This window comes from Streptomyces sp. NPDC056600, from assembly GCF_042792855.1.
Lineage (GTDB): Bacteria > Actinomycetota > Actinomycetes > Streptomycetales > Streptomycetaceae > Streptomyces.
In genome coordinates this window covers 87693-99926 of record NZ_JBHTVQ010000019.1, presented here as the reverse complement: position 1 = coordinate 99926, position 12234 = coordinate 87693, and the positions used below count along the sequence as shown (strand labels likewise).

Annotated in this window: 13 protein-coding genes and 1 riboswitch; of the genes, 8 read left to right on the top strand and 5 right to left on the bottom strand. The window is 74.3% G+C overall.

Features of this window, described 5'->3' with window-relative positions; genetic code table 11:
* Positions 1-103: 103 nt before the first annotated feature.
* From ACFRAV_RS12750 to ACFRAV_RS12740, 3 genes are all read right to left on the bottom strand, one after another.
* Positions 104-1120 (bottom strand): hemolysin family protein, encoded by a 1017-nt coding sequence (locus tag ACFRAV_RS12750; protein ID WP_382554389.1) that lies wholly within the window; start codon positions 1118-1120, stop codon positions 104-106.
* Positions 1117-2499 (bottom strand): hemolysin family protein, encoded by a 1383-nt coding sequence (locus ACFRAV_RS12745; protein WP_382554386.1) that lies wholly within the window; start codon positions 2497-2499, stop codon positions 1117-1119. Before ACFRAV_RS12745 ends, ACFRAV_RS12750 begins: the two co-directional genes overlap by 4 nt.
* 305 nt (positions 2500-2804) lie before the next feature.
* A complete protein-coding gene (locus tag ACFRAV_RS12740) occupies positions 2805-3278 on the bottom strand; it encodes a C40 family peptidase (RefSeq protein ID WP_382554383.1) in 474 nt (157 codons plus the stop codon).
* A gap of 2 nt (positions 3279-3280) precedes the next feature.
* Positions 3281-3481: riboswitch (cyclic di-AMP (ydaO/yuaA leader) on the bottom strand.
* A gap of 450 nt (positions 3482-3931) precedes the next feature.
* Between ACFRAV_RS12740 and ACFRAV_RS12735 the strand changes: the two genes are divergently transcribed.
* From ACFRAV_RS12735 to ACFRAV_RS12710, 6 genes are all read left to right on the top strand, one after another.
* The gene (locus ACFRAV_RS12735) at positions 3932-4234 is read left to right on the top strand and encodes an urease subunit gamma (RefSeq protein WP_382554381.1); all 303 of its coding nucleotides are present in this window, start codon (positions 3932-3934) and stop codon (positions 4232-4234) included.
* A gap of 15 nt (positions 4235-4249) precedes the next feature.
* Complete coding sequence (locus tag ACFRAV_RS12730) at positions 4250-4561, top strand: urease subunit beta (protein WP_382554380.1); 312 nt, start codon at positions 4250-4252, stop codon at positions 4559-4561.
* Between the two features lie 19 nt (positions 4562-4580).
* Complete coding sequence (locus ACFRAV_RS12725; protein WP_382554410.1) at positions 4581-6293, top strand: urease subunit alpha; 1713 nt, start codon at positions 4581-4583, stop codon at positions 6291-6293.
* 14 nt (positions 6294-6307) lie between these two features.
* Positions 6308-6982 (top strand): urease accessory protein UreF, encoded by a 675-nt coding sequence (locus tag ACFRAV_RS12720; RefSeq protein WP_382554378.1) that lies wholly within the window; start codon positions 6308-6310, stop codon positions 6980-6982.
* A gap of 80 nt (positions 6983-7062) precedes the next feature.
* Entirely contained in the window at positions 7063-7740 is a 678-nt protein-coding gene (gene ureG / locus ACFRAV_RS12715; protein WP_382554376.1) for an urease accessory protein UreG, read from the top strand.
* Positions 7728-8564, top strand: coding sequence for an urease accessory protein UreD (locus ACFRAV_RS12710; RefSeq protein ID WP_382554374.1), 837 nt, complete (start codon positions 7728-7730; stop codon positions 8562-8564). Before ureG ends, ACFRAV_RS12710 begins: the two co-directional genes overlap by 13 nt.
* 180 nt (positions 8565-8744) lie before the next feature.
* On the opposite strand, the gene rocD is transcribed toward ACFRAV_RS12710, so the two are convergent.
* Both rocD and ddaH read right to left on the bottom strand, forming a co-directional pair.
* A complete protein-coding gene (gene rocD / locus ACFRAV_RS12705) occupies positions 8745-10073 on the bottom strand; it encodes an ornithine--oxo-acid transaminase (RefSeq protein ID WP_382554372.1) in 1329 nt (442 codons plus the stop codon).
* Positions 10070-10882, bottom strand: a complete 813-nt coding sequence (gene ddaH, locus ACFRAV_RS12700) for a dimethylargininase (RefSeq protein WP_382554370.1) — start codon at positions 10880-10882, stop codon at positions 10070-10072. The genes rocD and ddaH overlap by 4 nt, the downstream gene beginning before the upstream one ends.
* 146 nt (positions 10883-11028) lie before the next feature.
* Between ddaH and ACFRAV_RS12695 the strand changes: the two genes are divergently transcribed.
* Together ACFRAV_RS12695 and ACFRAV_RS12690 are read left to right on the top strand one after the other, a co-directional pair.
* Positions 11029-11778 (top strand): LytR/AlgR family response regulator transcription factor, encoded by a 750-nt coding sequence (locus ACFRAV_RS12695; protein ID WP_382554408.1) that lies wholly within the window; start codon positions 11029-11031, stop codon positions 11776-11778.
* Positions 11779-11794: 16 nt separating this feature from the next.
* Positions 11795-12217 (top strand): hypothetical protein, encoded by a 423-nt coding sequence (locus ACFRAV_RS12690; protein WP_382554369.1) that lies wholly within the window; start codon positions 11795-11797, stop codon positions 12215-12217.
* Positions 12218-12234 lie beyond the last annotated feature (17 nt).

Genomic DNA, 12234 nt, shown 5'->3' with positions numbered 1-12234 from the left:
GGCCGGCTGGCAGACACGGTCCGCCACCCGTGGCCGCCTGCCCCCACCGGGCCGGGCCCCCGGGCCCCGGCGGCCCCCCCCCGACCGGAAGGAGGCCGACGGCTCAGGCGGCGGGCTGGCCGAACAGCTCGCGCAGCACGTCCTCCATGGTCACCAGCCCCGTGAGGCGGCCGTCGGAGCCGAGTACGGCGGCCAGGTGCGTGCGGCTGCCACGCAGCGCGGTGAGCACGTCGTCCAGCGGCGTGTTCTCCCGCACCCGGGCGATCGGCCGCATGTGCTGGACCCGGAACGGCAGGTCCCGCGGCATCGCGTCCAGGGCGTCCTTGACGTGGAGGTAGCCGATGATGCGGCGCTCGTCGTCGACGACCGGGAAGCGGGAGAACTTGGTCTCCGCGGACAGCTCCTCCAGCTGGACGGGGGTGACGCCCAGCGACACGTACCGCACCTTCTCCAGCGGCAGCAGGACCTCGCCCACCGGGCGCCGGCCGAGCTCCAGCGCGTCGTTCAGGCGCTCCCGGGCCCGGTCGTCGATCAGGCCGGCCTCCCCGGAGTCCTTGACCATCTGCGCCAGCTCGGCGTCCGAGAAGGAGGCCGTGACCTCGTCCTTCGGCTCCACCTTGAGCAGCTTCAGCAGGGCGTTGGCGAAGGCGTTGACGGTGAAGATCACCGGACGCAGCGCCCGGGAGACGGCGACCAGCGGCGGCCCGAGCAGCAGCGCCGTGCGCACCGGCTCGGCCAGCGCGACGTTCTTCGGCACCATCTCGCCGAGCAGCATGTGCAGGTACGTCGCCGCGGTCAGCGCGATCACGAAGGAGACCGCGTGGCCCGCTCCGGCCGGCACGCCCACCGCGTGGAACACCGGCTCCAGCAGGTGCGCGATGGCGGGCTCGGCGACCACGCCGAGGACCAGGGTGGACAGCGTGATGCCCAGCTGGGCCGCGGCCATCAGGGCGGAGACGTGCTCCAGGCCCCAGATGACCCGCACGGCGCGGCGGTCGCCCTCCTCGGCGTGCGGCTCGATCTGGCTGCGCCGGACCGAGATCATGGCGAACTCGGCGCCGACGAAGAAGGCGTTCAGGACCAGGGTCGCCAGACCGATCAGCAGTTGTACGGCGGTCATCGGGTCGCTCCCTGTCCCTTCCCGGCGTTCCTGCCGGACTCGGTGTCCGCGTCGGCGCCCTCGGAGCCGGCGTCGGCCGGCGGGGCGGTCAGCAGCACGCGGGCCGCCCGGTGGCCGGAGGCGTCCAGCACCTCGGCCCGCCAGCCCTCGATCTCCACGACGTCCCCGACGGCCGGTATCCGGCCCAGGGCGGTGGCGACCAGTCCGGCCAGCGTCTCGTAGGGGCCGTCCGGGGCGCGCAGCCCGATCCGGGCCAGCTGGTCGGTACGGGCGGCGCCGTCGGCGTCGTAGACCGCGCGGCCGTCGGCGTCCGTCCCGGCGGGCGCCAGGTCGGGCGTCTCGAACGGGTCGTGCTCGTCGTGGACCTCGCCCACGACCTCCTCGACGATGTCCTCCAGCGTCACCACACCGGCGGTGCCGCCGTACTCGTCGATCACCACGGCCATGGTGCGCCCGCCGGACAGCCGGTCGAGCAGCCGCTCCACGGTCAGGGACTCGGGCACCAGCAGCGGCTCGCGCAGCAGCTCCGAGACGTGCACCCGGGACCGCTGCTCGGCGGGCAGCGCGATGACGTCCTTGATGTGCACGGTGCCCACCACCCGGTCCAGGTTGCCCCGGTACACCGGGAAGCGGGACAGTCCGGTGGCGCGCGTCGCGTTGGCGACGTCCTCGCAGGTCGCCTGGGTCTCCAGGGCGACCACCTGGACGCGCGGGGTCATCACGTTCTCCGCGGTCAGCTCCGCCAGGTTCAGCGTGCGGACGAACAGCTCCGCGGTGTCCGCCTCCAGGGCGCCCTGCTTCGCGGAGTGGCGCGCCAGGGCGGCCAGCTCCTGCGGGCCGCGCGCGGAGGCCAGCTCCTCGGCGGGTTCGAGGCCCATCCGGCGCACCACCCGGTTGGCGGTGTTGTTCAGGTGGGTGATGAACGGGCCGAAGACCGAGCTGAACACCCGCTGCGGCGTCGCCACCTTGCGGGCCACGCCCATCGGGGAGGAGATCGCCCAGTTCTTCGGGACCAGCTCGCCGACGACCATCAGGAAGACCGTCGACAGGGCGGTTCCGAGCACCAGCGCCACCGAGCGCGAGGCGCTCTCGGACAGGCCCAGCGCGCCGAGCGGCCCCGAGATGAGGGCGGCGATCGACGGCTCGGCGAGCATGCCGACCACCAGGTTGGTGACCGTGATGCCGAGCTGCGCGCCGGAGAGCTGGAAGGTCAGGTTGCGCACGGCCTTCAGGGCGCTCGCCGCGCCCCGGTCGCCCTTCTCGGCGGCGCGCTCCAGCTCGGCGCGCTCGACCGTGGTCAGGGAGAACTCCGCCGCGACGAAGGCTCCGCAGGCCAGCGAGAGCAGGACCGCGAGGAGCAGGAGGAGGACCTCGGTCATGGGGTCGCCCCCCTGTGGTCGCCGGGGAGGGGGGATCGTGCGGAAAAGGCGCAGCCGGAGCTGCTACTGGGAGGCTCGCCCATGGGCGGACGCTCACGCACCTTTCGGGAGAATGTCAGGATCACCGTGATCGGTGGCACCCCCAGGGTAAAGGACGGGCAAAGCGGCCCGCGGGTGAGGGCCTCGACCCGGAGACGAGTACCCCTGGGGCGCCGTCGCATGATGTGCCGGGCGACGGAAAAACCGCCCCGGCGCCGACGGCGGGGCCGACGGGCCGGAGCGGCGTGCGTCCGGAAGGCGGGAGGTCAGCGCACCCGCCCGTACCAGACGCTCCTGGTCCAGATCTTCTGCAGACGCACCACGTCCCCGGTCTTGGGCGCGTGCCACAGCTTGCCCGAGCCGGCGTAGATGCCCACGTGGTAGACGTACGAACCCGAGTGGAAGAAGACCAGGTCCCCCGGTTTGCGCCTGGACGCCGAGACGTGGGTGGACCGGTTGTACTGCTGCGCCGCGGTGCGGGGCAGGGTCTTGCCGGCCTTCTTGAACGAGTACAGCGTCAGCCCCGAGCAGTCGAACGAGTAGGGCCCGGTGGCGCCGTACCGGTAGGGGGCTCCCTTCTTGGAGGCCGCCACCTTCAGGGCCTTGGAGCCCAGGGTGGCCGCCTGCGCCTCGGCCGCCAGGCCGGGAGCGGCGACGCCGCCTCCGAACGCGGCGAAGGTCAGGACCGAGGCGGTTCCGGCCCGGGTCAGCAGGGACGGGACTCGATTGGGCACGGTCATGCACAACCCTTCGACAGCCGCCTGTGAAGGATGACCTGTCGGATTCGGGCCGCGAAGTAGCCCGGCCGCCCGAAGGCGGCTTCACCCCAAGGACCGCGCGGAACGAGTTCCGGCGGCCCGTCGTGCTCGGGTCCTCCACTCCTGCCGATCCACTCCTGTCGACCCGTCGCCCGGCCGGCGGCAGGATTCGGCGTCCGCCCGGGCCGCCCCGCCGCGGTGGCGGGGGCTTGTCGTCGGGAGGATCTTCACGCACTCGCGGCCCGGGATCATCCCTGGAGGGCGTGTTGTGGACTTCGTCACCATTGGGCTGTTCGGGTGGACAAAGTGGCCTGTATCCCTCGGTAACCATTTCTTACGAGGCTCTCACCAGCGGCACTACGGCCGGCCGGCGCCGGCGTCCAGGCGCGCGGGGCAAATCGCGGGGTCCGTCGGAAGGACCAGCGTCTACGCCGAACGACGGTACTTCGTCTGGTGCGTTTGAGAGGCGGCGCGCCGGGGTGGCGGCGGGGCCACGACCGGGGGCACGCGGTGTACGCGCCGCCGCGCGGCGGCCGCGCGCCGCGCCCCTCCCGGCGCCGGCGCCGTTAACGCCGTCGAAACGCACCGCCGCTAGCCTCCGGGCACGCCAACGGGCCACTGCCGAGGGGGACTCCGTGCGACTGACTCCGCACGAACAGGAAAGGCTGCTCATCCATGTGGCGGCCGACGTCGCCGAGCGGCGCAGGGCCCGCGGGCTGCGGCTCAACCACCCGGAGGCGGTCGCGCTCATCGCCTCCCACGTGCTGGAAGGCGCCCGCGACGGCCGCACCGTCGCCGAACTGATGAGCTCCGGCCGCACCGTGCTCACCCGGGACGACGTCATGGACGGCGTCCCCGAGATGATCCCCGACGTCCAGGTCGAGGCGACCTTCCCGGACGGCACCAAGCTGGTCACCGTCCACGACCCGATCGTCTGACGAAGAGGGGCCGCCGTGATACCCGGAGAGTTCGTCCTCGAGGAATCGCCCGTGATCCTCAACGAAGGCCGCGAGGTCACCCGCACCACCGTGCTGAACGTGGCCGACCGCCCCGTGCAGGTCGGCTCGCACTACCACTTCGCCGAGGCCAACCCCGGCCTGGACTTCGACCGCGCGGCCGCGCGGGGCCGCCGCCTGAACGTGGCCGCCGGAACCGCCGTGCGGTTCGAACCGGGCATCCCCGTCGAGGTCGAGCTCGTGCCGCTGGCCGGACACCGCGTGGTGCCGGGCCTGCGCGGGGAGACCGGGGGCCCGCTCGATGCCTGAGACGCCTCCCGGCCGGCGGATGTCGCGCGCCGCGTACGCCGACCTGTTCGGCCCCACCACCGGCGACCGGATCCGGCTCGCCGACACCGACCTGCTGGTGGAGATCGAGGAGGACCGCTGCGGCGGCCCCGGCCGCGCCGGGGACGAGGCGGTCTTCGGCGGCGGGAAGGTGATCCGCGAGTCCATGGGCCAGTCCCGGACCACCCGCGCCGAGGGCGCCCCCGACACCGTGATCACCGGCGCGGTGGTCCTCGACCACTGGGGCGTCGTCAAGGCGGACGTCGGCATCAGGGACGGCCGGATCACCGCCCTCGGCAAGGCCGGCAACCCGGACACCATGGACGGCGTCCACCCCGACCTGGTGATCGGCCCCGAGACGGAGATCGTCGCCGGCAACGGCCGGATCCTCACCGCCGGAGCCGTCGACGCGCACGTCCACTTCATCTGCCCGCAGATCGCCGACGAGGCCCTCGCCTCCGGCGTCACCACCCTCGTCGGCGGCGGCACCGGGCCCGCCGAGGGCTCCAAGGCCACCACCGTCACCCCCGGACCGTGGCACCTGGCCCGGATGCTGGAGGCGATGGAGGCGTACCCGCTCAACATCGGCCTGCTCGGCAAGGGGAACACCGTCTCCCAGGAGGCGCTGCTCTCCCAGATCCGCGGCGGCGCCGTCGGCCTCAAGCTGCACGAGGACTGGGGATCGACCCCCGCCGCGATCGACGCGGCGCTCACCGCCGCGGACCGCACCGGCGTACAGGTCGCCCTCCACACCGACACCCTCAACGAGGCCGGCTTCGTCGGCGACACCCTCGCCGCGATCGCCGGACGCGGCATCCACGCCTACCACGCGGAGGGCGCGGGAGGCGGCCACGCCCCGGACATCATGACCGTGGTCTCGCACCCCAACGTGCTGCCCAGCTCCACCAATCCGACCCGGCCGTTCACCGTCAACACCACCGAGGAACACCTCGACATGCTGATGGTCTGCCACCACCTCAACCCGGCCGTCCCCGAGGACCTCGCCTTCGCCGAGTCGCGGATCCGCCCCTCCACCATCGGCGCCGAGGACGTCCTGCACGACCTGGGCGCCATCTCGATCATCTCCTCCGACTCCCAGGCCATGGGCCGGGTCGGCGAGGTGGTCCTGCGGACCTGGCAGACCGCCCACGTCATGAAGAAGCGGCGCGGCGCGCTGCCCGGCGACGGCCGGGCCGACAACCTGCGCGCCCGTCGCTACGTCGCCAAGTACACGATCAACCCGGCCGTCGCCCAGGGCATGGCGGCCGAGATCGGCTCGGTGGAGCCCGGCAAACTCGCCGACCTCGTGCTGTGGGAACCGGCGTTCTTCGGTGTCAAGCCCCATCTGGTCCTCAAGGGCGGCCAGATCGCCTACGCGCAGATGGGCGACGCCAACGCCTCCATCCCCACGCCCCAACCGGTGCTGCCCCGCCCGATGTTCGGGGCTCTCGGGCGTGCCCCCGCCGCCAACTCGGTCAACTTCGTCGCCCCTGCGGCGATCGAGGACGGACTGCCGGAACGGCTCGGCCTGGGCAAGCGGTGGGCGGTGATCGACTCCACGCGGCAGGTCACCAAGGCCGACATGCGGGTCAACGACGCCCTGCCGGACGTGCGGATCGACCCCGACAGCTTCGCCGTGCACATCGACGGACAGCTGGTCGAGGCGACGCCCGCCGTCGAACTGCCCATGGCCCAGCGGTACTTCCTCTTCTGAGCACGGGCCCGCCGATGAACCGCGCCGCACTGCTCCTGCTGGCCGACGGACGCTTCCCCGCCGGAGGCCACGCGCACTCCGGCGGCGCGGAGGCCGCCGTCCGCGCGGGCCGGATCACCGACGCCGCCTCGCTGGAGGCCTTCTGCCGGGGCCGGCTGCACACCGCCGGCCTGGTGGCCGCCTCCCTCGCCGCGGCGGCGGCGCTCGGCGTGGAGCCGGCGGAGCTGGACGAGGCCGCCGACGCGCGCACCCCGTCGCCCGCCCTGCGCGACACCGCCCGCCGGCTCGGGCGGCAGCTGCTGCGGGCCGGCCGGGCGACCTGGCCGAGCCCCGGACTGGACGCCCTCGCACGAGAGTTTCCCCGGGGCGCGCACCAGCCGGTGGTGCTCGGCGCCGTCGCCCGCGCGGCCGGGCTCGGGCCGCGCGACGCCGCGTACTGCGCCGCCTACGAGAGCGTGGGCGGACCCGCCACCGCGACGGTCCGGCTGCTGAGCCTGGACCCGTTCGACGCCACCGGGGTGCTCGCCCGGCTCGCCCCCGAGACCGACCGGGTCGCCGGCCACGCGGTGCGGGCGGCCCGCGAGGCGCTCACCGACGGGGCGGACGCGCTGCCCGCCGCCTCGGCGCCGCTGCTCGAACTCTCGGCCGAGGCCCACGCCGCCCGGGGAGGCCGCCTGTTCGCCTCCTGACGCCACGCCATGCCACGCCACGCAACGCCACGTCCGCCGTCCTTTCTCCTCGCCGTCCCGTCCTCGAAGGAGCCCCGCCCATGCACCTGCACCGCCACCACGACGGCCTCGGGGGATCCGGCGCCGCCGCCCACCGCCCCGACGGGACGCGCCGCGCGCTGAGACTCGGGCTCGGCGGTCCGGTCGGCTCGGGGAAGACCGCGACGGTGGCCGCGCTCTGCCGGGAGCTGCGGGGAGAGCTGTCGCTGGCCGTCGTCACCAACGACATCTACACCCGCGAGGACGCCGAGTTCCTGCTGCGCGAGGCGGTGCTCCCGCCCGAGCGGATCACCGCCGTCGAGACCGGGGCCTGCCCGCACACGGCGATCCGCGACGACATCTCCGCCAACCTGGAGGCGGTGGAGGAACTGGAGGAGCACAACGGGCCGCTCGACCTGATCCTGGTCGAGTCCGGCGGCGACAACCTGACCGCCACCTTCTCCCGGGGCCTGGTGGACGCCCAGATCTTCGTGATCGACGTGGCGGGCGGCGACGACATCCCGCGCAAGGGCGGCCCCGGCGTCACCACCGCCGACCTGCTGGTCGTCAACAAGACCGACCTGGCGCCCCACGTCGGCGCCGACCTGTCGAGGATGGCCGCCGACGCCAAGGCGCAGCGCGCCGAACTGCCGGTCGTGTTCCAGTCGTTGCGCGGCGAGGCCGGGGTCGCGGACGTTGCCGCCTGGGTCCGGGAGCGGCTGGCCGCGTGGCGGGCCTGACCACGGACCCCGGTCGCGGCGCCGCCGGGGTGCGGGCGCACGCGCGGATCGCGGCGCGGCCCGACGGCCGCGGCGGCACCGCCCTGCCGGTGCTCGCCGGGGACGGGCCCCTCGCCCTGCGGCGGACCCGGGGCACGGGGGACGAGGCGCGGGTGACCGTGGTCGGCGCGATGAGCGGACCGCTGGGCGGCGACCGGTTCCTGCTCGAGGCGGAGGTCGCCGAAGGGGCCCGGCTGCGGGTCGGTTCGGCCGCCGCCACGCTCGCGCTGCCCGGCCAGGGCGAGGACCGCGCCCGGTACGAGACCCGGCTGCGGGTCGGCGCGGGCGGCTCGCTGCGCTGGGAGCCCGAGCCCCTGATCGCGGTGCGCGGCAGCGACCTGCGGGTCCTCACCCGGGCCGAGGTCGCGACGGGCGGCCGGCTGGTGTTCCGGGAGGAACTGGTGCTCGGCCGGCACGCCGAGCCGCCCGGCACGCTCGCCTCGCGGCTGACCCTGCGGGTGGGCGGGCGGCTCCTGCTCGACCAGGACCTGACCTGCGGCCCCGGCGCCCCCGGCGGCTGGGACGGGCCCGCGGTGCTGGGCGGCCACCGCGCGGTCGGCCAGGTGCTCCTGGTCGCGCCGGGGTTCGCCTCCCGCCCCCCGGAGCCCCGCCTCTTCGGCGAAACCGCCGCCCTGGTCCCGCTCCCCGGCCCCGCCGCCCTGATCACCGCCGTCGCACCCGACGCCCTCACCCTGCGCCGCCTCCTGCACGAGGCCACCGACGAGACGCTCGGCGCGGCGAACGGCGACGACCGCGCGGCGGCCACCGGCGGGTGGCCGCCGTGACGGCGAGGGCGCGGTGAGCTCGCTCGCTCCTCGGTGACCCGTGCGGCGGGCACACCGCGGGTGACGGGCGCCGGACGCGTGCCGTCCGCTCCCGTAGGGCGGTCACACAAGCTGCCCTCCCGTGGGGCGGTCAGACAAGCTGCCAGGCACGACCGCGTCAGCGGCGTCGTCGCCCCGGCGTCACGCCGGGGCGGTCAGCACCCTCTCCAGGGCCGCGAGGGCGCCGCGCAACTGGTCCTCGGTGACCGTGAGCGGGGGAGCGACGCGGATGGTGGAGCCGTGGGTGTCCTTCACCAGGACGCCCTCGGCCAGCAGCCGCTCCCCGATCTCCCGACCCGTGCCCAGCGCGGGGTCCACGTCGATCCCCGCCCACAGCCCGCGCGTCCGGAAGGCGCGGACCCCGCGGCCCACCAGCGGCGCCAGGCCGTCCCGCAGCACGATGCCCAGCTCGGCCGCCCGACGCTGGTACTCGCCGGTCTCCAGCAGCCCCACCACCGCGGAGCCGACCGCCGCCGCCAGCGGGTTGCCGCCGAACGTCGAGCCGTGGGTGCCCGGGCCCAGCACGCCCAGCACCTCGCGCCGGCCCACCACCGCGGACACCGGCACGATGCCGCCGCCCAGCGCCTTGCCCAGCAGCACCAGGTCCGGCCTGACCTCCTCCAGATCCACGGCCAGCGTGGAGCCCGTCCGTCCCAGCCCCGACTGGATCTCGTCGGCGACGAACAGGCACCCCGCCCGCCGGGTGATCTCCCGGACCCCCGTCAGGTAGCCGTCGTCCGGCACGATCACCCCCGCCTCGCCCTGCACCGGCTCCAGCAGCACCGCCGCCGTCGACTCGTCCACGGCCTCCTCCAGCGCCGCCAGGTCGTTGTACGGGACGATCCGGAAGCCCGGCGTGAACGGGCCGAATCCGGCCCGGGCCGACTCGTCGGTGGAGAAGCCCACGATCGTGGTCGTCCGGCCGTGGAAGTTGTCGGCGGCGACCACGATCGTCGCCCGGTCCTCGGGGACGCCCTTGACCTCGTAGGCCCACTTGCGCGCCACCTTCACCGCACTCTCCACCGCCTCGGCGCCGGTGTTCATGGGCAGCACCATCTCCTGCCCGGTCAGCGCCGCCAGCCGCTCCGCGAAACCAGCGAGCTGGTCGTTGTGGAACGCCCGCGAGGTCAGCGTGAGACGGTCCAGCTGCCGGTGGGCCGCCTCCACCAGCACCGGATGGCGGTGGCCGAAGTTGAGCGCCGAGTAACCGGCGAGCAGGTCGAGGTAGCGGCGGCCCTCCACGTCCTCCACCCAGGCGCCCTCCGCCCGGGCCACCACCACCGGCAGCGGATGGTAGTTGGGCGCGAGGACGGCCTCCTCGGCACGAATCAGTCCGGCGGAGTCCCGCCTGCCGCCTGCCGCGGAGCCGGGGCCGGTACCGGAGCCGAGGGCGCCGGGGGAGTCGATCCCGCGGCCGTCGGGGTCGCCGGGGCCGCCGGGGCGACCTGAGGGAACGGTGGGCGCGGTCATGATCGGACCTCCAGGGTGCAGCACTTGATGCCTCCGCCGGCCTTGCGGAACTCCGACAGGTCGACGGGGACGGGGACGTAGCCGAGACGCGCCAGCTCTTCGCCCAGGGCGACGGCCCCGGGCGCGACGAACACATGACGTCCGTCGGAGACGGAGTTCAGACCGAAGGCCAGCGCGTCGCCCAGCGTGGCGATCACCGCGTGCGGGAACAGCCTCTCCAGCACCGCACGGCTCTCCGGCGCGAAGGCGTCCGGGTAGTACGCGACGTTCTCGTCGTCGAGGGCGAACAGCGCGGTGTCGAGGTGGTAGAAGAACGGGTTGACCAGCCGCAGCGCCACCACCGGCACGCCGAACAGCTCCTCGGCCTCACGGTGCGCCTCCGGTGTGGTGCGGAACCCGGTGCCCGCCAGCACGCGGCCGGCCACCGGCACCAGGTCGCCCTCGCCCTCGCACACCGACCGGGCCCGCCGCACCGGGACGCCTGCGTCCTTGAGCCACAGCTCGTAGTGGTCCGCCTCGCCCCGCCGCTGGGGCGCGTGGAACACCGACCCCAGCGCCCGCCCGCCGAGCACGAGGGCCGCGTTGGCGGCGAACACCATGTCGGGCAGACCCGGCGCCGGCGGCAGCGTCTCCACCACATGGCCGTGCGCCCGGAAGGAGGCCACCAGCGACTCCCACTGCCGGTGCGCGCGGCGGACGTCGACCTCCTCGTCCGGATGCATCCAGGGATTGATCGCGTAGGACACGTCGAAGTGTCGGGGCTCGCACATCAGGAAGCGCCGGGGGCGCGACTGTCGTCTCACGGCCATGCCCCCACGTTAGGAAGAGGGCAAAGCGCCGACAAGCGACCAAGCGGGGTGTTCCGGCGCGGATCGCACCTCCCCGCCCCCGGGAGCGTTCCGGCATGCCGGGCAACCATGTCCAAATGTGCGAACAGCTCCTACACTCCACCTTCATGCTGCGCGCCCTCGCCGTCGACGACGAACGCCCCTCCCTGGGCGAACTGCTCTACCTGCTCGACTCCGACCCGCGGATCGGCAAGGTCGAGGGCGCCGGCGACGCGACCGAGGCGCTGCGCCGCATCACCCGCGCCCTGGAGTCGGGACCCGACGGCCCCGAGGCCATCGACGTGGTCTTCCTCGACATCCAGATGCCCGGCCTCGACGGCCTCGAGCTCGCCCGCCTGCTCACCGGCTTCGCCAGTCCGCCGCTGGTCGTCTTCGTCACCGCGCACGAGGACTTCGCCGTGCGGGCCTTCGACCTCAAGGCGGTCGACTACGTCCTCAAGCCGGTCCGCCGCGAACGCCTCGCCGAGGCGGTCCGCCGGGCCCACGAGCTGCGCGCCGCCCGCATACCCGTGCACGAACCCGAACCGGACTCCATCGCCGTCGACCTCGGCGGGGTGCGGCGGCTGGTCCAGGTCGAGGACATCACCCACGTCGAGGCCCAGGGCGACTACGCCCGGCTGCACACCTCCTGCGGCAGCCACCTGGTCCGCGTCCCGCTCTCCACCCTCGAGGAGCGCTGGCAGCCCCACGGCTTCGTGCGCATACACCGCCGCCACCTGGTCGCCCTGCGCCACATCGACGAGCTCCGCCTCGCCGCCGGCACCGTCAGCGTGCTGGTGGGGGACGTGGAACTCCAGGTCAGCCGCCGTCACGCGCGCGAACTGCGCGAACTGCTGATGCGCCGCGGCGCCGCATAGGAAGCCGGCCCGCACCATGCCCCACGACCCCGGCCAGGCCCCCGAGCGCCCCGCCCCCGCCCCCGGCCGTCCTGCCCCCGCAGCCCCCACCCGAGTGACGGTCACCGGACCGCCGCGCCGGCACCGCGGCCCCGCCCACCGGACCGCCTACCGCCCCCGCACCGAGATCCACGAGCAGACCACCCTCGGTCACACCTACGTCCGCTCGCTGATGCGCACCCAGCTGCGCTCCGCGCTGACCGTCTTCGCCGTGCTCGTCGCCCTCGTCCTGCCGCTGCCGCTGGTCTTCGCGGCCGTGCCGCACGGCCGCGCCCTGGAATGGGCGGTCCTCGGCTTCTGCCTCTACGTGCCACTGGTGCTGCTCGCCCGGTGGCAGGTGCGCCGCGCCGAACGCCACGAGCGGGACTTCGTGCGGCTCGTCGAGGACCAGGACCGCTGACGGAGAACCCGTGATGC